Source organism: Rhizobium sp. 01N447_2 (assembly GCF_056399245.1).
In genome coordinates, this window is sequence record NZ_JBFTQY010000034.1 from 1 (window position 1) to 20,345 (window position 20,345).

Here is a 20,345-nt window from a genome sequence, read left to right on the forward strand (position 1 = left end):
TTCTTGGCGCGAGGTTTGCGCACCTTCTTCGGTACATTGGGCGTCGCGGCGGCTGGCGTGTCAGCATTGGTCGTCGTATTGTTTTCGTCGGCCATTATGGTCTCCTGTAAAGCCGGTGCATTTGTCTCCTGCTCGATCGGCAGTGTCAACAACGGTCCGGTCTGTTCTTCTCCGGATACAAGCATCTCGCTGCTGCTAGCCTGAGGGGCTGCCGAAAGAAATGGCATTGCCTCGTCTTGCAGATCTTGCGCAACGGACTTGAGATCCATGTCTCCCCAGATCGAGTTCGGATTGGAATTGAGTTTTCGCCGACCTGATCTGTACTCGACGGCAAAGCTGCGCTGCACTTTTTTCACTTTAAGAAGCCTCGGATGTCTGTGGCAATTTTTCAGCGACGTCTTCAGTATCGCAACAAGCCTTTCAGATAACGACTGCAGGCCATTCGGTCTATCCTTTTTAAGTATTCGGCTCAAACGCGGCTCCAATCACAGAGAACCACTTATGGACGCAACTGTTTAATCAAGAGGCGCACCGCCGAGGGTTTACTTTCGGTGCGACCGCCCGCGGATTGTCGGTGCCAGTGTCGCTTTATGGCGGCATTCAGCCATAATGGTCACTTAATACCGCGCAATATTTAAGGCTATTCGGTAACCTCAGTAAGATCGATCCTGGCCGCGAGCAACCCGGCAACCACCCAGGCCCCCTGGCGAACATTGACAGGCCCCTATCCCTCGGCAAATCATCTGCAATGTCCTACACTACCGACTTTATCTCTAAACTGACACGGGCGGCCAACGCGGTCGACAAACTGAGCACTGACGAATACCGCCGCCTAGTCGAACGCGCGGTAAGAATGGTGCGAGAGATGCGCTTGGAAACCAGCAGTCGCCCCAGCCGCGGAAATTGCGTTGCGATGGGGGACCTCGAGATCGCTGCCTTGATGGTAGAGGCTGCTGCGAATCACGACGAAGTCGAGGGTGTTCTGCTCAAACTCGCCGGCATGATCCGAGCGCTGAAGATCATGGTGGATGAGAAGATTGACGCGCGGAAGGGCGAGTAAGCGAGTTGATGTTGGCATGCCCAAACTGCGATTTGTAGAGAAGCTGAGCAGATATCGTTGATCCGCGTTAACTCTATTAGTTGGCATCCTTAAAAACGTGCCGGAAGTTAGCTGGCTGCCCGAAGCCGGCCTCGCCCGTCTCACTCCTTTCCTTCGAGAAGCTTGCCGAACGTTCAATCGTAACCGCTGTTCCGTTCCCATGCTTTCTCCCCGCCCCAATCCGTGATCGTCTTTCCATGGACGAGCAACAGAGGTTCTCCATGAAGATTTTTGTGGTTGCCGTCCGTGGCCCAAGAAGTTTTAAAAACTGCGTCGGAGTTGAACAGCATCCCATTAAAGCGCGACCCTTGAGTTGCTGCATCCATCCTCCTTGAAGAGTTGCAGCCGTGGAAGAAGCTATTCAGCGATGTCAGCGCGGCGCATCGTATATCTTTTCTAGAATCCCTAGAGCGGATGCGGTCCTTCGGATCCTCGACGCGTCGAAATCCGCGTCGTTCTCTAGAGCTGTCACCTCGGCCACAGTCAGACCAGTGGTTTCTGCGACGTCGTCCAGCGAATAGCCGCGAGCCAGGCGAGCTTCTGCAAGCAGAGCGCCAACGGACGGGGCAGCTGGGGATTTCGCAATCTTCGAGACCATGTTCATGTCGTTTAAGGCTCCTTTTGGCGGCCGGAGAACGTGCATCCGTTTTCTAGTTCCACCGCTGCCGACCGCGTCCGGCAACGGACAGTTTCTTCGATCTCCGCGGGCGCTCTTTCTATCAGTTTGTGCAGCGGAGTACAGGTCTGACGCGACCAGGGCGGACAACCACCCTTGCATGGCAGCGGACGAGAGGTAACCCAAGCTCACAGCTGCGGCGCACACTCACGAAGGCCCACAAGCAGCTTCCGATCTGGCAGGAGCGTTCGCCCCGGAAGGGGAGCTCGTGGGAAGTGGTGTACTGATCATTTCCAAGCGGCGAGCGATGGACAAACATTCGAGAATTGCCTCGGCGTGATACGCTCATGGCCGGCAGGTTTGGCCAGAGCGTGTGCGAAACCTGCCGGGCGCTGTTGATCGGCCGTCGTCTTGAAGAGATCGCCGAAGAACGGCGCATCGAGATCAAGCGCGGCCTGAGCTCAGGGGTCTTTCATAGTCTTGGCATCTTAAGGATTGTAGAACTTCGAACGCCAAACAGGAGGCGGGCAAACCCCGCATCCTGTTTTAGCTTTCGGCTCAGTTCTTGGTGACGAAGTCCTTGCCTTTGGAAGGCGTGACGAGTTGAAGGGAATGTAGACCTTCTTTTCGGCCTTTTCGCCCTTAGCAAGCTTGAGTGCGGTATCAAGCGAGCCCTTGCCCTGGCCGGCGGCATCCTGGGACACGTTAACGTCGAGATCGCCCGCCTGCACGGCGGCAAGCCCGTCCTGCGTGGCGTCGACGCCACCGCCGCCGACCTTGCTCATAATCCTTGCCGGTCTTTTGAAACGCCTGATCGTGCCGTGGCTGCCTTGCGGTGGACAGATTTCGGATGCGCGCAGTCAAGCATGTGGTTGAGAACGGCGCAGCCGATGGCGACTTCGGTCTGCTGACCAAGCCGCGCCCTCGCCCGCAGATGCCGCCCGAGGATGGACCGGACCTGTATCGCCCGATTGCCGTTTCGACCAGCGAGCGTTTGCCGTAGGCGTTAGAGATCTGCCATTTCATGCGACCGCCAAAGACATAAAGTGGATATATATAGGAATATATAAAATAATATATTCTATACCTCACGAGCTTCTCACAAGAATAAGTAATATCTTCCAAATTCGGAAAGATATACTATAAAATATATCCGACACATCTGTTGCGTTGTTTGTCGTTTTCATCAAGTGTCCTGTTGTGAGGAGTTACGATAGTGCAACAGGAAAATTCTTTCCCATGAATGCCGAAATCTTACCGGCGACGTCATCGTCGGGAGGCTTGCACAAGGAGCACGACGACATGGATCACCAAAAGACATCAGCCAAGCGTCTTGGCTATTCGCATCTGCGGCTGGCAACCATCGACGGCGTGTCGCTGCCTGGTCTACAATTGTCACTCGACCGGAAGGAGGGCTCTGCGTCGCCGAAGAAGACCTTTTTCCAACAATTGCTCCTCGATTTTGCTGTCGGTTGCGAGCTATTTTATCCGCTCCAGCTATATGAACATTCCGCAACGAGGGAGGGGCGACAAAAGGCGCTAAACCGTTAAGCGAGAGTTACGATATATGATGAGGAGGATTCGGACCGGCCGCCATGTTCCTCATTTGAAATCCACGTCTATCGGGTTTCCATATTCCAGGATGGAAGCGCCGGCTCGGTCGCCAACGCTTGCAAACTCCAACAACAGGTCGGCGAGCGGATGGAGGATATCATGAACGACCTTGATGCGACGCAAGCAAAGGACGGCCCGGGCACACAGGCTTCAACAGGTGTGAACCAGCACGGCAGGAACATCGGAAGATGGTAAGAAAGTCTATCGGGACGCCGACCGTTAAACGGTACCCGCAAGGCGCAGTTCAAATCTTGCGGCCGGTATCAAATACGCTGACAACGCGCGCTCGCCTGCCAAAATCAAGGAAATTTGACGCGCAGGGTTCGCCCATCAAATTTACTGCAGAAAGGATTCGTTCTCCGTGTCATTTTGTTCTTCGAAACGCATTCGCATCGCCGCACTTGCAGCGACTGCCATCGTGCTGGGCACCCAGATCGCAATTGCGCAAGAACCGTCTATAGGGTCTCAGTGGCTGAACTCGCCGACATCTCGAGTGGAAGCGCTTGCGGTCCTTCAGACCTTGAATGCCAATCTCCTGAGTAACGCCAGTGCTACGTTGACCCTTGATCGCTGGTGCGCCGCGCACAAGCTTGCACCGGAAGGTTCCAAGATTGTAGCGCAGCGTGTGGGGGGGCAAGACAAGCCGGCCGATGAGCACATCCGTGAACTTCTGACCGTCGGACCCGGTGAGCTGATCGCTTATCGCCGCGTCCGCCTGGTCTGCGGCGACCGCGTCTTGTCGGAAGCCGACAATTGGTATGTACCCGCAAAATTAACTGCAGAGATGAATCAGACGTTGAAGACCAGCGACATCGCGTTTGGCAGAGCCGTTCAGGCTCTTAATTTCACTCGCACAAACCTGTCTGCCAAGTTGCTCTGGTCCCCTCTATCCGAAGGCTGGGACATGGAGGGCTTAATAGCGCATCAAACAAGTTCCCTTAGCCTGCCGCCGTTCCTGCTCGAACATCGTGCTGTACTGAAACTTCAGGACGGCACGCCGTTTAGCGCCTTGGTCGAAAGCTACACGGACAAAGTACTAGACTTTCCAGTTCCGCGCCTGCTTTCTCAATAGCGCTTCGGTAGCTCGGTATACTTGCTGAACTGCGCGGGATAAAAATCGACAGCCACTGCATGCGACAAAGGCGCACCGGCTTGCGGAAGCGTGCCGGTCGGGCGATCGACTTGTCGATTCGTTTGATCACGGCGACCACGCACGATAGCCTGAGTGTAACCTGACCCCAGGCCATCGCAGATTGTCGCTTGACAGTCCCCTCGGCAAGCCTCTACCCTTTTTGGCATTCACCAGGGGGGTCCCGGCAAGGGGCTGAGATACTGCTATCGCGCGCAGTGACCCGTTGAACCTGATCCAGTTCATACTGGCGTAGGGACGGTGCAAGCGCTCGAAGGCAGTGGATTCACGCGTGGAATCCGTGCCGGCGTCTTTTCATCATTCCGGCTGAGGACTGGGTCTCCAATCGAAACTTGGAGCCTCAAACCATGAGTATCGCCGCCGCCCCAACCGCCACCACCGGCCCCTTGCCGGCATCCAGGAAGATCTACATTCGGGGGGACATCCATCCCGACATTTGCGTGCCGATGCGCGAAATCAGCCTGCATCCGACATCGGGCGAGCCGCCCGTTGTCGTCTACGACTCGTCCGGACCCTATACGATCGAGGGCGCCGAGATCCGTATCGAACAGGGGCTGCCGTCACTGCGACGTGACTGGGTTCTCGCCCGCGGCGACGTCGAGGCCTATAAGGGCCGCCATGTCCGTCCCGAAGACAACGGCTTTGCCAGCGGCGAAAGGCTGACGCCCGAATTCCCCGCGCTACGCCAGCCGCTGCGCGCAAAGGATGGCAGTGCCGTCACCCAGCTCTCCTATGCGCGCGCCGGCATCATCACGCCCGAGATGGAATTCATCGCCGTTCGCGAGAACCTCGGCCGCAAGGCGCAGGCGGACGCCATGATCCGCGACGGCGAGAGCTTCGGCGCCCATATTCCGGACCATGTGACGGCGGAATTCGTCCGGCAGGAAGTGGCGGCGGGACGCGCGATCATCCCCGCCAACATCAACCATCCGGAAGCCGAACCGATGATCATCGGTCGCAATTTTCTGGTGAAGATCAACGCCAATATCGGCAACTCCGCCGTCACCTCATCGATGGCGGAGGAGGTTGAGAAGATGGTCTGGGCGGCCCGCTGGGGCGCCGATACCGTCATGGATCTCTCCACCGGCCGCAACATCCACAACATCCGCGAATGGATCATCCGCAATTCGCCGGTGCCGATCGGTACCGTGCCGCTCTATCAGGCGCTGGAGAAGGTCGAGGGCATTGCCGAGAACCTGACCTGGGAGGTGTATCGCGACACGCTGATCGAACAGGCCGAACAGGGCGTCGACTATTTCACCATCCATGCCGGCGTGCGGCTTCACTACATCCCGCTCACCGTCAACCGTGTGACGGGCATCGTATCGCGCGGCGGTTCGATCATGGCGAAGTGGTGTCTCCATCACCATCGCGAAAGCTTCCTCTACGAGCATTTCGAGGAGATCTGCGACATCTGCCGCGCCTATGACGTCTCCTTTTCGCTCGGCGATGGCCTGCGCCCCGGCTCGATCGCCGACGCGAATGATGCGGCGCAGTTCGCCGAACTGGAAACACTGGGAGAGCTGACCAAGATCGCCTGGGCGAAAGACTGCCAAGTGATGATCGAAGGCCCCGGCCATGTGCCGATGCACAAGATCAAGGAGAACATGGACAAGCAGCTCGAAGTCTGCGGCGAGGCGCCTTTCTACACGCTCGGGCCGCTGACGACCGATATCGCGCCGGGCTACGATCACATCACCTCTGGGATAGGCGCAGCCATGATCGGCTGGTTCGGCACGGCGATGCTCTGCTACGTCACGCCCAAGGAGCATCTGGGGCTTCCCGACCGCAACGACGTGAAGGTAGGCGTCATCACCTACAAGATCGCGGCTCACGCCGCAGATCTCGCCAAGGGGCATCCGGCGGCACAGCTGCGCGACGACGCGCTCTCCCGCGCCCGTTTCGAATTCCGCTGGGAAGATCAGTTCAACCTCTCGCTGGACCCAGAAACCGCCCGCAGCTTCCACGACAAGACGCTGCCGAAGGAAGCCCATAAGGTGGCCCATTTCTGCTCCATGTGCGGCCCGAAATTCTGCTCCATGCGCATCTCGCACGATATCCGCGCCGAAGCGCAGAAGGAGGGTCTGGATGCGATGGCAGCGCGTTATCGCGAGGGCGGCGACCTCTATATGCCGGTAGAAACCCTGCAACATTCGGGCGAATGAGATGCGTGTGCTTGTCAAAGGGGCCGGCGTTGCCGGCCTGACGGTGGCGTATGAACTGCGCGCTCGAGATGCCGAGGTTACCGTGCTCGATCCATATGACGGTTTCAGGCGTGCTGCTTCGTGGCTCGCGGGCGGAATGTTGGCGCCCTGGTGCGAGCGGGAGAGTGCTGATGACGCGGTACTCATGCGCGGTCTCACCGCCGCCGACAAATGGGAGGCAATGGTGCCGGGAGAGGTGCGACGCAACGGAACGCTCGTGGTCGCCTCGGCTCGCGATCTTGGTGAACTGCGACGCTTTGCCTGCCGCACGACGGGTTATGAATGGCTGGAAGAGCCGGCGATTGCGGCGCTGGAACCCTCTCTTGGCGGGCGGTTCCGGCACGGGCTGTTCTTTCGCCGCGAAGCCCATCTCGATCCCCGGCGAGTGTTGTGTCTGCTGCGCACCAAGCTGACGGTTCAGGGGGTCACCTTCGTGGGCGAGAGCCCACACGAGAGCTTCGACAGTGTCGTCGATTGCACGGGCGCAGCGCGCATTGGCGAGGCAAAGGAGTTACGCGGCGTCCGCGGCGAAATGCTTTACCTTAGAAGCTTTGACGTGGATCTCTCCCGGCCGGTCCGCCTGCTCCATCCGCGTTTCCCCGTCTACATCGTCCCGCGTGGAGACGGTGTGTTCATGGTCGGCGCGACAATGATCGAGACGGAATTCGACGGGCCTATTGTCGCCCGTTCACTGATGGAACTGCTCAACGCTGCATACACGCTATTTCCGGCCTTTGCCGATGCAACCATAATCGAAACGGGTGTCGGAATTCGCCCAGCCTTTCCGGACAATCTTCCACGTGCAAGCCATCAGGGAACGGTGATCTCGCTCAACGGCCTCTACCGCCACGGCTTTCTGCTCGCGCCATCCATGGCGGCCGAGGCGGCTGAACTTGTCTTCAACCAACATACCACGGGAGGAATGCCCCATGAAATTGATCGTTAACGGCGAGGCCCAGGATGTCGCGGCTGAGACGCTGTCGGAGCTTTTAGTCCTGATGGAATACGAGGGTGACTGGCTGGCGACAGCCGTCAACGGTGAGCTGGTCCATCGCGAAGACCGGTTCGATCGTTCGCTCAACGACAATGACAGGATCGAAATCCTGTCGCCGATGCAGGGAGGCTGACGGATGCTGACGCTTTACGGCGCCGAAATAAACTCCCGTCTGCTGCTCGGCACAGCGCGTTACCCCTCTCCTGCCGTCCTCTCCGAGGCCGTCAGGCAATCGGCGACGGAAATCGTCACCGTCTCGCTTCGTCGTGAGATGTCTGGCGGCCGCAGTGGGGGAGCCTTCTTCGAGATGATCCGCGCGCTCGGCGTTCGTATCCTTCCCAACACTGCAGGTTGCCACAGCGTCGCGGAAGCCGTGCTGACCGCAAAGATGGCCCGCGAGCTGTTCGCCACCGACTGGATCAAGCTCGAGGTCATCGGCAACCATGATACGTTACAGCCGGATGTCTTCGGTCTCGTCGAGGCGGCTCGCATTCTCGTCGGCGAAGGTTTCGAAGTCTTCCCGTACACGACCGACGATCTGGTCGTGGCCGAACGACTGCTGGAGGCCGGCTGCAAGGTGCTCATGCCTTGGTGCGCACCGATCGGCAGTGCCGCCGGGCCACTCAATCCGACAGCGCTCAGGGCAATGCGGGCGCATTTTCCTGACGTGTCGCTGATTGTCGATGCTGGCATCGGCCGACCGTCGCACGCAACTGCGGTGATGGAGCTCGGTTTCGATGCGGTTCTGCTCAACACCGCCGTTGCCGGCGCCGGAGATCCCGCGGCGATGGCAGCTGCCTTTGCCGCGGCAATCGCCGCCGGCAAGCAGGCCTTTGACGCTGGCGTGCTGGAGCCACGCGACATGGCCGTCCCCTCCACGCCGGTGATCGGAAAGGCGGTGTTCACATGAAGCTCGCTCCGTTCTACCTGATCGTCGACAGCGCCGAGTGGATTGCCCGGCTGGTACCCCTCGGCGTCAAGCTGGTGCAGTTGCGCATCAAGGATCGCCCGGAGACTGAACGGCGCGCCGAGATCCGCCGCGCATTAGCAGTCTGCGCTAAACATCGATGTCAGCTGACCGTCAACGACCACTGGCAGCTTGCGACCGAGGAAGGTTGCGACTTTGTCCATCTCGGAGATGCCTTCATCGTCTTCCGTCCTTTCCCAGCAAGGAAAACGCACCGGAAAACTCTAGCTAAAATTGGCCCAGTTTGAAGGGTTCAGATCAACTCCCCGAGACGCTTGGCAGTTGAGATGTTGGCAGATTGATTATCTCCCGTGAGAGGAGGAAAGGGCTCGCTTCGCCCCACCCGGCAAGTCCCTCATTCGTGTGGAGCTTCACGAAAACGTTATTTACCTCCGGGATCACGCCTACAGAGAGCTGCACTGGCCTTTTTTCGACGCGCTCAAAGAAAATATTGTGACACTTGGAGAAACGACCATGCTTTTTCGAAAATTGATTCTCGCTGCCGTCATGGCAGCGGCAATTCCTGCTATGGCTCTTGCTGCCACGACTGAGGTGACAATCAAAAACAACAGCACATCCGGTACTGCGAATGTCGGCAGTATTAGTTGCATCGGCTGCACGCCCAACTTCCCCTCCAGCATCTCTAATGGAGCGTCAGTTGTCTTTACGGCGCAAGGCAACACCATCGACGGCTTCATGACGTTTCGCTTCGATATGACCAGAGGTGTCGTTCCGGCTCGGACGTGCAGAGCCTCGTTGAGCGTCAACTATGATCCTGCGACCGGCCAAGCGCTCTCACTTGCCGGAACGCCGGCTTGGGTCGCCATTTCAGGTGGAACTCGGGCCCCCACCTGCACGCAGACCTCCGCTCCGACAATCTCCCGCGGTAAAGTCCTGTGGAACCTCTCTTTCGTCGCCARCTGAGGATACCTTCCTCTGGCAGGTCCGTTTTAAACGAACCTGCTCTTTCTTTCGTTGTACTTACTATGGTCGCCCAACCATGCGTTGAGCTTGTTTCAAATGTCTGTTCTCAGAAATGGTTTGGCGCAAATGCGAGGCGCAAGGCAAGCCGCACTCGCCTGGTTCGGGATTCGGACGCCATCGATCGCCACAGCGTTGTTTGCTCGTTACCATCCATATCCTGGCTTTGGCAGAGCTATCCGCCGATGCCGCGGACCGGATGAAGCCTAGTGTTCAATGCCGCATCCTTCACATTGCATCCTATCGCGCTGATCGACCAGCAGCTCCCAACCGAGCGCGGCGACTGCGAGGGCAATGTGCTGTGGGTCCCAGCCGGCGGAGCGTGCCTTTTCGAAAAGCCTGGTAAGTGAGGGCTCGAGTGCGAATTTGCATTCGATTTGATAGGCGCTGTCATTTTTTCGGATCGGAGAAGACGGTATATTGATGTCAGCCACGAGTAGGCGCCTTTGCTGTTGTTTAATCGGCGGTGAATCTTCGAAGGACGTCCTGCTAGTAACTCACCGGTTCGTGGCACGATCATGCTCTGAACATTTCCGTCTTTTACGAATTGTTTCCGAACTAAACGCACCGGCTACGCTGGGTGCCCGCGCCGGATGATCGAAACTTCCCAATAGAAATCACAAGCCAAGGTCGACCGAGCTAGATTGTTCACCTGTTTGATATTCGTGGCTTGATGCGAGGCCGCCTGAGGATCGCCGCTCGAAGGCAGCCGCAGTCTTGCAAGGCCTGGACCGACCACTCTGCGTGGATGCTTGCCGGCCCGATGGAGACCGCCATATAACGCGCGATGACATTTGATTCGAAAATTTTCGTCGGCCTGAGGCCAACGAGCAAAAAATCAGCTCCGCTACGGGAGCCTTGCCAGTCGAAATGCCAGTGGGACGGCTGCGAAAGAGACGGCACCAATCGTGCGCCCGTTGGGCGAGATGGGGATGGTTTGTATCTTATGTTCTGCCCGCAACATACGAGGGAATACAACAAGGGATATAATTTCGCGAGCAATCTGTCCGATCCTGTGACCRCCCGCTATCAGAAGGAAGCAGCAAGCGGCAGCCGTAAGACGTGGGGGACCCGCATTGATCACGCGACAGAGATGCCGCTTCCTTCGACCGTCCGCTCCGGTACGGCAAAAACCCTTAACGCACGCAAGATTGCTGCACAACATCAAGCAACGAAAGCCGATCTCCAGCGACGCAAGCTCAAGGTATTGGAAGCAAAAGCCTTCGAAACGCTCGGCCTTTCGCAGGACGCGGCGCCTGAGGAGATTAGACGCCGCTATAAGCAGATGCTCAAATTGCACCATCCCGACGCCAACCGAGGAGATCGAAACTCAGAAGATCAGCTCCAGGCGGCAATCGACGCCCATAAGATCCTCAAGTTGAACGGGTTCTGCTAGATCTGAGAAACGGCGACTTCCCACTAGGATACCGCAATTTAGCAGGCGTCCGCCGGCGAATTCCAGCCAATTAAGTCCGGAGTGTGAGGTCAGGAACGTCTGGGCCTGCCCTCCAGTGATCGCGGGCCCTTTAGAATCCCCGCGCCACCGCAGTCGGCGGATGCCTGTCCGCAACATTATCGTGACCACCAAACCGGCATCAAGGTCACAACGAACATGAGCAACACGAGAGCCATGTACACTGTCCATCCAATTGCCAGACGAAACAGTCTCGGCGGGCGGGCGATACGAACTCGCAGGCGATTTATTAAGCCTGCCTCCGGGGGAACGTCCCCCTTCCCACGATGATAGCCTCCGCTAGCCATTCGAGCGCTCTCAATCAAACTACTAAACGCTAGGGACGAGTGGCCGCCCAGCGCACAAGAGTGGTGGTTGCCTGGGATAAACAACAATTGCCGAGCGACCAAAATAAAACACCAGAAACACTCAAAGGTTCCACTTGTATACCTCAGGTTTCACGGAAGTGTATTCGAGGTTGCTTTTCAATTTTACTTGAATAACAGTTGTAATTTTAAATGAAACCCTATGGTCTACGCTCTTATGCAGTCATTCAAAACGAATTGATTTCCCTCCAGCACTACTCAGCGACGCCCAGCGTCTTGTTTCGACGGTGTGGACTTTGCAGCGAGGATTTTTGCACTGCTTGCGGATCCTGCGAGGACAAGCCAGCCGCTTAGTGGAAATTTCGCGCTTTCACCTTCAGGGTGTCGATGTGCAGATCCGGAATGAAGATGTCTCTCGGCTTTGCGGCCGCCACCCTGTCCCGCGAATCCGGACCTCCGGGCGACCCATGCGCGAACTCATCTCCCCTGCCGGTCGGGAGCCGGAACTCGGCATCGCGGTCGGCCAGCCCGGACAGATCGCCGGACAGATCGAAGACTTGCTGGGCAACCAGATGGACGACGTCGCCTTCACGCTGAATTCTCCCATTGATCGCGATCATCGACGCCCCGAGGACGACGCGACGCCGCTGCTCGAAGAGCTTGGGCCAGACGACGACGTTGGCCGGACCCGTCTCGTCTTCGATGGTCATGAAGATGACGCCCTTGGCGCTGCCAGGTCTCTGCCGGACAAGGACAAGGCCAGCCGTCATCAACCAACGACCATCCCGCGCGTTCATAGCTTCCGCGCAGATGACGATCCGGCGTTCCGTCAAGGCTTTTCGAAGGAAGGTGACCGGATGGTCGCGCAGCGTCAGCCCGATGTGACTGTAATCCTGGACAACGTTGTGCCCTTCCGTCATCTGACGGAGGGCGACTTCGGGTTCCTGCTGCTCGGCGATCGCCCTCGCCTCTCGTTCCGAGGCGGCTGCAAAGAGCGGAAGGGGTTCGTCACGCAGGGCCTTGATCGCCCACAAGGCGTCGCGCCGCTGCAGTCCCAGCGACGGCAGGAAGGCGTCGGCTTCGGCGAGCTCGACCAGAGAAGCCGCCGGGACGCCAGACCGTCGCCACATATCGTCAACGCTTTCGAACGGGTGATCCATGCGGGCAGCGACGATGCGCGCGGCATCGGCGGCAGCGAGGCCGCGCACCATGCGCATCCCCAGGCGAACGACGTGGCGATCGGCACCGGCAACGGATTCGAGTATGCAGTCCCACCGGGAATTGTTGATGCAGACAGGCCGAATCTCGACCCCGTGGTTCCGAGCGCAACCGACGATCTGGGCCGGCGCGTAAAATCCCATGGGCTGCGAGTTCAGCAGCGCCGCGCAAAAGACGTCAGGGTGGTGGCATTTCACATAGTTCGAGGCATAGGCGATCAAGGCAAACGATGCCGCATGGGATTCCGGGAATCCATAGCTACCAAATCCTTCGAGCTGGCTGAAGGTCTTCTCGGCAAACTCGGCCGTGTACCCGTTCCTGATCATGCCGGACACGAGCTTGTCCTTGAAGCGCGAGACGCCGCCGGTGAACTTAAAGGTGGCCATGCTCTTGCGAAGCTGGTCGGCCTCGCCGCCGGTAAATCCGGCGCAAACCATCGCCACCTTCATGGCAGACTCCTGGAAGAGCGGGACGCCGAGCGTCTTGCCGAGAACGGCTTCCAGTTCCGGCGTCGGATAGACGACTGGCTCCTTGCCCTCCCGGCGCCGGAGATAGGGATGCACCATRTCACCTTGTATCGGGCCAGGCCGGACGATCGCAACCTGGATCACGAGGTCATAGAAGGTCCGCGGCTTCAGGCGCGGCAACATTGCCATCTGCGCCCTCGACTCGATCTGGAAAGTGCCGAGGGTGTCGGCTTTTCGGATCATCGCATATGTCGCCTGGTCCTCCTGAGGGATCTTCGCCAGATCAAGGTGCTCGTCCTTGTGTTCTTCGATGAGCGCGAAGGCCTTCGCCATGCAGGTCAGCATGCCGAGCGCCAGGACGTCGACCTTCATGAATTTGAGCGCCTCGACGTCGTCCTTGTCCCACTCGATCACTTGCCGGTCGGCCATTGCGGCGGGTTCGATCGGGACGAGATCGTCGAGGCGGTCGTGCGTCAGAACGAAGCCGCCAGGATGCTGTCCCAGATGCCGAGGGGCGCCCATGAGCTGCTGCGCAAGCTTAAGGGTCAGCGCAAGGCGGCGGTCTTCAGGGTTCAGGCCCTGATCACGAAGACTGCGATCGCTGACCAGCTCTTCCGACCACGCCCACATGCCCGAGGACAGGGCTTTAATGACGTCCTCAGGCAAGCCGAGCGCCTTGCCGACGTCGCGGATGGCACCCTTCGCCCGGTAGCGTGTGACTGTTGAGCAGAGTGCGGCCTTGTCCTTTCCGTAGGTCTTGTAGATCCATTGAATGACCTCCTCACGCCTCTCATGTTCGAAATCGACGTCGATGTCCGGCGGCTCGTCGCGCTCCTGGGAGACGAAGCGCTCGAACAGGAGATCATTGGTCGAGGGGTCGATGCTGGTGATGCCGAGGATGTAACAGACAGCCGAGTTCGCCGCCGAGCCCCGCCCCTGGCAAAGGATGTCTTGCGACCGGGCGAAGCGGACGATCGAGAACACGGTCAGGAAGTAGGGAGCGTATTTCATCGTCCGGATGAGATCGAGTTCGTGACGGACGATTCTGAGAACCTCCGGCGGCAGTCCTTCCGGATAGCGGCTGGGCACGCACTCCCAGACATAGTGCTCGAGGGATTCCTGCGGGCTCTTGTCAGGGAGGATTGCCTCCTCGGGATACTGATAGGTCAGCTCTTCCAGCGAGAACCTGCATCGCTCGACGATCTCCATCGTCCGCGCCAACGCTTCGGGGTAGCGTGGAAACAGTCTCTCCATTTCTTGCGGAGGCTTGAGGTATCGGTCGGCGTGGCGTTCACGCTCGAAGCCGACGTCGTCGATGGTGTTTTTGTTGCGAATGCAGGTRACGACGTCCTGGAGCTGCCGTCGGCCCGGCTCGTGAAAGAGGACGTCGTTCGTGACGACTGTTCGGACGCGGTGCCTCATTGCCATGTTCGACAATTCGTGCAGCCTCAACTGGTCGTTCGGACGACGCCGGAGGCAAAGCGAGACATAGGCCCGGTCCCCGAATATCTCAGCCATCTTGCGAAGTTGGACGGCGCAGTTCTCGTCAGCAAGGTCAGGCACCAGGATTCCAAGCAGCCCCTCAGAATAGAGAGCGACGTCGTCGAGGCTCAGGACGCAGTTCGCCTTGCCGCCCCTTCCCTTGCCAAGTGTGAGGAGCCGGGTGAGCCGCGAATAGGCGCCGCGATCTGTGGGATAAACGAGGATCGACATGCCATCCTGCAGATCCAGCCGACAACCAACGACGAGGCTGACGCCTGTCGCGCGCGACGCCTCGAGCGCCCGAACAATTCCGGCCAGGCTGTTGCGATCGACAACGCCGAGAGCGTCGATGCCGAGCTCCCTGGCGGTAACGAAGAGCTCGTCGGCGGAGGATGCGCCGCGAAGGAAGCTGAAATGCGTCGTGACCTGGAGCTCGGCATATCTCATCCGAATATCCCGTGCATGAACCACCTATGGGGGCCTGTTTCGGGATCGATGCCGTCGCCGAAGCGAAAGATCCAGTATCGCTCGCCGCTTTCGTTTTCGATAACGAAATAGTCGCGCACCGCCTCGAGTTCGCTGTCGCGTTTCCACCATTCGCCGAAGACGCGTTCCGGTCCGTCCGCGTGTTTTACGCGATGACGCTTGCCGCGCCAGGTGATGCTGGCCGGCGGATGATCCGGCAGCAGGGCTATTGCCTCGATCGGATCGGGACGCGCAAACAGCCGCACTGGCCGCCGCCAATGGTGGACCCAATCTTCCGTCACGTCCTTGCCGACCGCGGCGATACGCTGGACGCTACGCTCCGGAACATCGGACGCGACTGGCGCGACCCGGTAGACGCGCTGGCCTCGATTGCCGAGGACGTCGATCAGAGGCGTGATGTCGGCGTCCTCATCGTCGACAAGCGAGGAGGCCTTCTGCGTCTCCTCGAGCGATTCCGACATCACGGCGACGAGAGTCAGCTTTTCGATCCCGAAACCCGGCTCGATCGTCTGCGTCCGGTCGCGGAACAGTTTCGTCAGCCAGGCGACGTCTCGCACCGGCTTGGCGGTGCCCGCGCGGATCGCCTGTCTGGTCCCATCGACCTTCTCGACGATGAGATCGGTCCGGCGGACGCCAAGACCCTTCCGTTGGAGTTGGGCGACGAGCTGAACAATCAGTCGGCCGACATACTTGTCGATGGTTTCCGCCGCACCGATTGGTTCAGCGAACGATCGAACGACCTCGATGAGCTCTGGGCTACGGATCGGATCTATCGGTTCGGAAACGCGGCCAAACATCTGGTCGAGACGCCGTCCGATCTCCGGGCCGAAGCGAAGCGCCAAGGGAGCGCGCGGCGTCGCCGACAGCTCGCCGATCGCCCGGAAGCCGAGCATGCGCAGATCGCCCACGATCTTCTCGGGTAGCCGCAGTAGCGAGATCGGAAGGCGTTCGACGGCCCGGATGGTCTCGCCACTCGGTATGATGACGGTTTCGCGGTCAATGGTACGGGCACATGCATGAGCCGCGCCCCATGTATCCGCGATGGCGACCCGTGCTGTCAGGCCCTTGGCGCGGAACCGATTGGCGATGCTCGTCAACATCGGCTCCTCGCCGCCCTGAAGATGGTCAGCACCTTCCGTGTCCATGACGATGCCGTCCGGCGCGTCGACGGCGACGATCGGCGAATACTGCGTCAGCGCCCACATGGTGATGCGCTCAAGCGCCGCCGCATCGGCGGCCGGATCGGCGTCGATCATCCGCAGGCCCTGGAAGAGTGCCTGCGCCTTGGCGGCCGGCATGCCGACGTGGATTCCGGCCTTTCTGGCCGCGGCGTCGGCGGCCGAGACCCAGCGCTTGGAGCCACTCTTCGAAATGACGGCGATCGGCTGCTCAACGGGAATAGCGGGATCGGCCCGCCTGATCCTGTCGGTTGGCAGGTCGGGGAAAAATATCGATACGACCCTCGGCATCGCAGGCTCCTACTTCGAACTCGGCGCACTCACCCGCTTTCACCCTCATCAGCTCCAGGAACCACCTCGCCCGCCCGACGCCTGGAACCGGCAGCTCCTCGCTTGAAATGACGCTCACCCTCCAGCGCGTGGTGGACGCCGTCGGCTGCCCGAAGTCGCTGGCCTCGGTCTGCCGTCGCCACCGCCGCACTGCGAGCGCCATCGTGCCGGTCTTCTCGGCAGCAAGCTGCAGCCGCCGGGACGCCGCCATCGGCAGGCGGACGATCTCGCCGATCACCGCACCGAGACCGCCATACGAGAGGCCCTCCTCCATGTTGGCAAGGACGTCCTCCTCCTTGTCGGACTCGACGAAGACGACCCGGTTCGGATGCAGGCCCGCTTGCGCCAGGGCCGGGAAGAACAGGTCGGGACGTGTCAGGCACCAGACGACCTTGCCTTTGGTACGCGCGGCAATGCCAGCCACGAACAGGGCGGCCGCCGCGCCATCGACGGTGCCGGCCCCGCCGCCGGCGCATTCGTGCAGCGCCCCGTAGGCCAATCCACCGCCCGGAAGCCGCTCATCGATCTGCGCCACGCCGAAAGGCAGAACGCCTCGCTTGCGCTGGCTGGCGCTTTCCAGATGCGCTATCTGCTCGCGCAGGCCGTCGAGGACAGCGTTTGGGCCGACGGCTGAGTTCATGATTTCCCTTCGACGGCAACCCGTTTTCAGCTTGAGTAACAGCAATATGTTCTGTATCTGTTCTCAAGGCCTAAATGAGTCAATGCGCATATGACCCGCTGAAGTTGAGCACGAGTTCAAGGCAGAAAAATCGCCAGCGGATTCAATCGGATGGCGAAGAAGGAATATTTTCGGATGCGCCTTACGCGGCCTGTGGACGATGCGGTGCCGAGACTGAAGGATCACAAGGTCCCGGTCATCGAACTCATCTGTCGTGTCTGCGATCGCCATTCAGCCCATGAGCGCAATCTCTTGGTGAAAGCGTTTGGCGCAAGCGTCAGCTTCGCGGAAATCCGCCGACGCATGGCGATGGGCTGCGAACGGATGCAGACGCCCCAAGGTGACAAGTGCGGAGCACACTTTCCATGTTTGGGGAATGGTCTCGCTGATGGAAACTAGAGGATGACAGGCGAAGAAAGCAGCAGGCGGCCGCGCAAGATCGTGCATGTCGACATGGATGCCTTCTACGCATCGGTCGAGCAGCGTGACAATCCGGAGCTGCGTGGCTTGCCGGTTGCCGTCGGCAGTCCTGCTGCCCGCGGCGTGGTGGCGGCCGCCAGCTATGAAGCCAGAAGGTTCGGCGTTCATTCCGCCATGCCGTCGGTGACTGCGCAGCGCAAATGCCCCGACCTGATCTTCGTCAAGCCGCGCTTCGATGTCTACAAGGCCGTGTCGTTGCAGATCCGGGCGATTTTTGCCGAGTACACCCCGATAATCGAGCCGTTGTCGCTTGACGAGGCCTATCTCGACGTCACTGAAAATCTCAAAGGCATGGAGATCGCTACCGAGATCGCCGCGGAAATCCGCGCCCGGATCAAAGCGACCACGGGGCTCACCGCCTCGGCCGGCATTTCCTACAACAAGTTCCTCGCCAAGATGGCATCCGACCAGAACAAGCCGGACGGCCAGTTCGTCATCACGCCGAAGAACGGTCCGGCCTTCGTCGAACGCCTGCCCATCAAGAAGTTTCATGGTGTCGGACCGGCGACGGCCGAGAAGATGCATCGGCTCGGGATCGAGACTGGAGCTGACCTCAAGGAGAGAACGCTCGACTTCCTCGTCGAACATTTCGGGAAGTCAGGACCGTATTTTTATGGGATCGCCCGCGGGATCGACAATCGTCTGGTCAAACCGGACCGCGTGCGGAAATCCGTCGGTGCGGAAGACACGTTTTCGCAGGACATCCATTCCTTTGAGCCCGCCCGCGAAGGCCTTCAGCCACTGATCGAGAAGGTCTGGGGATACTGCGAGGCCAATGAGATCGGTGCCAAGACGGTGACCCTCAAGGTCAAATATGCCGATTTCAGCCAGATCACCCGCAGCAAGACCGTTCCCGCACCTCTGCCGACGATCACTGATCTGGAGGAGGTGGTCGACCTTCTCCTTGCGCCAATCTTCCCGCCGCGAAAAGGGATACGCCTGCTCGGCGTCACACTGTCCTCACTGGAAGAACGGCGGGCCTCTCGTACAGCACCGCAGTTGCGGCTTGCGCTTTAGGCCGCCAGCATCGGCTGGGCCGGAGCGTTTGAATGGCGCCCGACCCGGACTGTCCCTTATGGCAGAAACTATGGGAAACCGACCCCGCAGACCTATCAATCCGATGGACGCAGCCGAAGCATCGTTCAAGCCGGCGAAGTAGACTGCGGAACCGGCTGTCGGGCCACCGGCCTGCCAAATATGAAGGAACTCGTTTCGATCAAAATAGACCGGCTATGACGAGGCAGGATTTCAAGCGCTCGCCCCGAAGCCCTTGTCATCGCGGGGAATGATATTTGGATTGTCCCCTTCGATCTTCGGATAGAACTGAGATTCATGTGCCCAATCAGCCTCAGCCTCTTCCAGTTCCTCAGGAGAAAGGTAGCGGATTACGAGCTTGTCGAGAACGTCTTCCACGTCCTGGGCCATTCTGAGCAGGTCCATGGACTTGCCGAGATGTCCGCGCTCGCCGAAATAGTCGAAGCACATGCCCCAGACTGTATTGCGAAGGTCGAGAACCTTTTTCATCGTCTCCGGTGAAAAGTATGGGTCGTCTCCAAAATCAAGTGAATCAGACACGTCCTGCGCCCGACGGGACAGGCTTTCTGACCGAGACCTCGAACCATCCGTTTCGAAAACGTCATAGCACTGTCTGCCGACATGCTCGGCGTAGACCGCGATCTTCATGACGTCCTGGGGCGAGATGTCCTGATCATTTCTATACAAGATCGTAGGCATGCAGCATCCTCCATTCTCGGGACGGGGTATCGGATCGCTGTAAGAATGTTCTTATTTTGTTCTTTTTTTAGGAGGAGTCAAGGGCGCTTTTTTCGAGGCCGATAGGCAGAGCTTCAACTTCGGCGTTGGCAACGAGCATGGTCGCGCGGCCGATCCCACAACTCCGCTCGCGACGAACCGCTAGCGGCACCCATCATCGCGAAGACGACGAGATACGGAATTGCTGGCACGTAACCAACGATCCGAAATGTCCACGAACGGCAGTCTCGCAGTTCACCATCACTTTCGGTGTCGCCAGATAGCTATTTGTTCAGCCTGAACCCGCCGTAAAAAGCCCGACTCAAAGTTTCATGCCGCAGGCGGCACCACCGGCCAGAGGCGCTTTGCACTCGCAACTGTGCCAAATTAACCCATTAATTAGCATTCACTTGCATGCGCGGACTGCAATGTTACCGTTGCTGACCGGGGGGATCGCGCATGACAATTGAAGAGCTGATCGATTTGCAGGAAGCAGGCTCAAGGGCGCGGGTACTCGGTCTAAAGGCCCACGAGAACCCATACCTGGCGGCCCATAGGGTGCCGATTAGTGATACTAGTGCTCTCGGAGATTGGCTTGCGCGTCACGACGCGTGGAAGTTCGGTTGGGAAGCGGAGGATGCTTGTCGCGAAGGTAGGATTGTTGTTCACTTCAAGGAACTAATCTCGATTGCCGCACAACGCCCGCTCGATGCGTAGCGATGAGCGGACGGATTGTTCCGGAGCAACTTCGGGATGCTCTTTGCGTGCGTCCGATAAGGCGGGTATCGCTTCTCTAAATGCCGTTCACCGACGACAGACAAGGAGGCGGCTGGCAGCGATCAGCAGGCCCAATTCGCATACGCCGTGGC

Annotated in this window: 19 protein-coding genes, 4 pseudogenes and 1 riboswitch; of the genes and pseudogenes, 13 read left to right on the top strand and 10 right to left on the bottom strand. The window is 59.1% G+C overall.

What is annotated here, in order from left to right:
- A pseudogene (locus AC1ECN_RS21790) lies at positions 1-356 on the bottom strand (transcriptional regulator); the annotation flags it as partial.
- Positions 357-748: 392 nt separating this feature from the next.
- On the opposite strand from AC1ECN_RS21790, the gene AC1ECN_RS21795 reads away from it, so the two are divergent.
- Entirely contained in the window at positions 749-1,060 is a 312-nt protein-coding gene (locus AC1ECN_RS21795; protein WP_163862364.1) for a hypothetical protein, read from the top strand.
- Between the two features lie 409 nt (positions 1,061-1,469).
- Here the strand turns inward: AC1ECN_RS21795 and AC1ECN_RS21800 are convergent, their stop codons facing one another.
- The 3 genes and pseudogenes from AC1ECN_RS21800 to AC1ECN_RS21810 all read right to left on the bottom strand — a co-directional run.
- A complete protein-coding gene (locus tag AC1ECN_RS21800) occupies positions 1,470-1,703 on the bottom strand; it encodes a helix-turn-helix domain-containing protein (RefSeq protein ID WP_020397289.1) in 234 nt (77 codons plus the stop codon).
- Between the two features lie 570 nt (positions 1,704-2,273).
- Positions 2,274-2,500: pseudogene (locus AC1ECN_RS21805) on the bottom strand (rhizopine-binding protein); the annotation flags it as partial.
- A pseudogene (locus AC1ECN_RS21810) lies at positions 2,497-2,747 on the bottom strand (hypothetical protein); the annotation flags it as partial. The pseudogenes AC1ECN_RS21805 and AC1ECN_RS21810, both read right to left, overlap by 4 nt.
- A gap of 207 nt (positions 2,748-2,954) precedes the next feature.
- Between AC1ECN_RS21810 and AC1ECN_RS21815 the strand changes: the two are divergent.
- The 7 genes and pseudogenes from AC1ECN_RS21815 to AC1ECN_RS21845 form a co-directional block, all read left to right on the top strand.
- Positions 2,955-3,266: a hypothetical protein gene (locus AC1ECN_RS21815; protein ID WP_163862361.1), complete on the top strand. Its 312-nt coding sequence runs from the start codon at positions 2,955-2,957 to the stop codon at positions 3,264-3,266.
- A 424-nt stretch (positions 3,267-3,690) separates the two neighbouring features.
- Complete coding sequence (locus tag AC1ECN_RS21820; protein WP_130783766.1) at positions 3,691-4,401, top strand: hypothetical protein; 711 nt, start codon at positions 3,691-3,693, stop codon at positions 4,399-4,401.
- A gap of 222 nt (positions 4,402-4,623) precedes the next feature.
- Positions 4,624-4,735: riboswitch (TPP riboswitch) on the top strand.
- A 91-nt stretch (positions 4,736-4,826) separates the two neighbouring features.
- Complete coding sequence (gene thiC / locus AC1ECN_RS21825) at positions 4,827-6,644, top strand: phosphomethylpyrimidine synthase ThiC (protein ID WP_130698730.1); 1,818 nt, start codon at positions 4,827-4,829, stop codon at positions 6,642-6,644.
- 1 nt (position 6,645) lies between these two features.
- Complete coding sequence (gene thiO, locus AC1ECN_RS21830; RefSeq protein WP_018068075.1) at positions 6,646-7,629, top strand: glycine oxidase ThiO; 984 nt, start codon at positions 6,646-6,648, stop codon at positions 7,627-7,629.
- Positions 7,613-7,810 (top strand): sulfur carrier protein ThiS, encoded by a 198-nt coding sequence (gene thiS, locus AC1ECN_RS21835; protein WP_018068076.1) that lies wholly within the window; start codon positions 7,613-7,615, stop codon positions 7,808-7,810. Before thiO ends, thiS begins: the two co-directional genes overlap by 17 nt.
- Positions 7,811-7,813: 3 nt before the next feature.
- On the top strand, positions 7,814-8,587 hold the full coding sequence (locus AC1ECN_RS21840) for a thiazole synthase (protein ID WP_018068077.1): 774 nt from the start codon (positions 7,814-7,816) through the stop codon (positions 8,585-8,587).
- Positions 8,584-8,814 (top strand): annotated as a pseudogene (locus AC1ECN_RS21845) (thiamine phosphate synthase); the annotation flags it as partial. The gene AC1ECN_RS21840 and the pseudogene AC1ECN_RS21845, both read left to right, overlap by 4 nt.
- 88 nt (positions 8,815-8,902) lie before the next feature.
- Here the strand turns inward: AC1ECN_RS21845 and AC1ECN_RS21850 are convergent.
- Positions 8,903-9,064 carry a hypothetical protein gene (locus tag AC1ECN_RS21850; protein ID WP_157629617.1) on the bottom strand — a complete coding sequence of 54 codons (162 nt, stop codon included), beginning with the start codon at positions 9,062-9,064 and terminating at the stop codon, positions 8,903-8,905.
- Between AC1ECN_RS21850 and AC1ECN_RS21855 the strand changes: the two genes are divergently transcribed.
- Positions 9,008-9,568 (top strand): hypothetical protein, encoded by a 561-nt coding sequence (locus AC1ECN_RS21855; protein WP_477954074.1) that lies wholly within the window; start codon positions 9,008-9,010, stop codon positions 9,566-9,568. The genes AC1ECN_RS21850 and AC1ECN_RS21855 overlap by 57 nt on opposite strands.
- Before the next feature lie 263 nt (positions 9,569-9,831).
- Here AC1ECN_RS21855 and AC1ECN_RS21860 read toward each other — a convergent pair whose 3' ends face one another.
- A complete protein-coding gene (locus AC1ECN_RS21860; protein WP_018486537.1) occupies positions 9,832-10,059 on the bottom strand; it encodes a hypothetical protein in 228 nt (75 codons plus the stop codon).
- Between the two features lie 353 nt (positions 10,060-10,412).
- On the opposite strand from AC1ECN_RS21860, the gene AC1ECN_RS21865 reads away from it, so the two are divergent.
- Complete coding sequence (locus AC1ECN_RS21865; RefSeq protein WP_477954077.1) at positions 10,413-11,021, top strand: J domain-containing protein; 609 nt, start codon at positions 10,413-10,415, stop codon at positions 11,019-11,021.
- Positions 11,022-11,754: 733 nt separating this feature from the next.
- Here AC1ECN_RS21865 and AC1ECN_RS21870 read toward each other — a convergent pair.
- Genes AC1ECN_RS21870 through AC1ECN_RS21880 form a run of 3 tightly spaced genes read right to left on the bottom strand, consistent with a single transcriptional unit; the run spans position 11,755 to position 17,205 of the window.
- Positions 11,755-15,018, bottom strand: coding sequence for an error-prone DNA polymerase (locus AC1ECN_RS21870; protein WP_477954078.1), 3,264 nt, complete (start codon positions 15,016-15,018; stop codon positions 11,755-11,757).
- On the bottom strand, positions 15,015-16,526 hold the full coding sequence (locus AC1ECN_RS21875; RefSeq protein ID WP_477954080.1) for a Y-family DNA polymerase: 1,512 nt from the start codon (positions 16,524-16,526) through the stop codon (positions 15,015-15,017). Before AC1ECN_RS21875 ends, AC1ECN_RS21870 begins: the two co-directional genes overlap by 4 nt.
- The gene (locus AC1ECN_RS21880) at positions 16,447-17,205 is read right to left on the bottom strand and encodes an ImuA family protein (protein ID WP_130657850.1); all 759 of its coding nucleotides are present in this window, start codon (positions 17,203-17,205) and stop codon (positions 16,447-16,449) included. The genes AC1ECN_RS21875 and AC1ECN_RS21880 overlap by 80 nt, the downstream gene beginning before the upstream one ends.
- Before the next feature lie 174 nt (positions 17,206-17,379).
- Between AC1ECN_RS21880 and AC1ECN_RS21885 the strand changes: the two genes are divergently transcribed.
- The gene (locus AC1ECN_RS21885) at positions 17,380-17,643 is read left to right on the top strand and encodes a hypothetical protein (protein ID WP_130704817.1); all 264 of its coding nucleotides are present in this window, start codon (positions 17,380-17,382) and stop codon (positions 17,641-17,643) included.
- A gap of 3 nt (positions 17,644-17,646) precedes the next feature.
- Positions 17,647-18,741, top strand: a complete 1,095-nt coding sequence (gene dinB, locus AC1ECN_RS21890) for a DNA polymerase IV (protein WP_130704799.1) — start codon at positions 17,647-17,649, stop codon at positions 18,739-18,741.
- A 231-nt stretch (positions 18,742-18,972) separates the two neighbouring features.
- Here the strand turns inward: dinB and AC1ECN_RS21895 are convergent, their stop codons facing one another.
- Positions 18,973-19,458, bottom strand: coding sequence for a hypothetical protein (locus AC1ECN_RS21895; RefSeq protein WP_163862344.1), 486 nt, complete (start codon positions 19,456-19,458; stop codon positions 18,973-18,975).
- A 477-nt stretch (positions 19,459-19,935) separates the two neighbouring features.
- Here AC1ECN_RS21895 and AC1ECN_RS21900 point away from each other — a divergent pair, with 477 nt between their 5' ends.
- Positions 19,936-20,193, top strand: coding sequence for a CrpP-related protein (locus AC1ECN_RS21900; RefSeq protein WP_130704797.1), 258 nt, complete (start codon positions 19,936-19,938; stop codon positions 20,191-20,193).
- Positions 20,194-20,345: the final 152 nt, after the last annotated feature.

What these genes read in the sequence shown, in the direction of transcription:
- AC1ECN_RS21795 (WP_163862364.1), top strand. Translation starts at nt 749, where the DNA reads ATGTCCTACACTACCGACTTTATCTCTAAACTGACACGGGCGGCCAAC.
- AC1ECN_RS21800 (WP_020397289.1), bottom strand. Translation starts at nt 1,703, where the DNA reads ATGAACATGGTCTCGAAGATTGCGAAATCCCCAGCTGCCCCGTCCGTT.
- AC1ECN_RS21815 (WP_163862361.1), top strand. Translation starts at nt 2,955, where the DNA reads ATGAATGCCGAAATCTTACCGGCGACGTCATCGTCGGGAGGCTTGCAC.
- thiC (WP_130698730.1), top strand. Translation starts at nt 4,827, where the DNA reads ATGAGTATCGCCGCCGCCCCAACCGCCACCACCGGCCCCTTGCCGGCA.
- thiO (WP_018068075.1), top strand. Translation starts at nt 6,646, where the DNA reads ATGCGTGTGCTTGTCAAAGGGGCCGGCGTTGCCGGCCTGACGGTGGCG.
- thiS (WP_018068076.1), top strand. Translation starts at nt 7,613, where the DNA reads ATGAAATTGATCGTTAACGGCGAGGCCCAGGATGTCGCGGCTGAGACG.
- AC1ECN_RS21840 (WP_018068077.1), top strand. Translation starts at nt 7,814, where the DNA reads ATGCTGACGCTTTACGGCGCCGAAATAAACTCCCGTCTGCTGCTCGGC.
- AC1ECN_RS21875 (WP_477954080.1), bottom strand. Translation starts at nt 16,526, where the DNA reads ATGCCGAGGGTCGTATCGATATTTTTCCCCGACCTGCCAACCGACAGG.
- AC1ECN_RS21880 (WP_130657850.1), bottom strand. Translation starts at nt 17,205, where the DNA reads ATGAACTCAGCCGTCGGCCCAAACGCTGTCCTCGACGGCCTGCGCGAG.
- AC1ECN_RS21885 (WP_130704817.1), top strand. Translation starts at nt 17,380, where the DNA reads ATGCGCCTTACGCGGCCTGTGGACGATGCGGTGCCGAGACTGAAGGAT.
- dinB (WP_130704799.1), top strand. Translation starts at nt 17,647, where the DNA reads ATGACAGGCGAAGAAAGCAGCAGGCGGCCGCGCAAGATCGTGCATGTC.
- AC1ECN_RS21895 (WP_163862344.1), bottom strand. Translation starts at nt 19,458, where the DNA reads ATGCCTACGATCTTGTATAGAAATGATCAGGACATCTCGCCCCAGGAC.
- AC1ECN_RS21900 (WP_130704797.1), top strand. Translation starts at nt 19,936, where the DNA reads ATGACAATTGAAGAGCTGATCGATTTGCAGGAAGCAGGCTCAAGGGCG.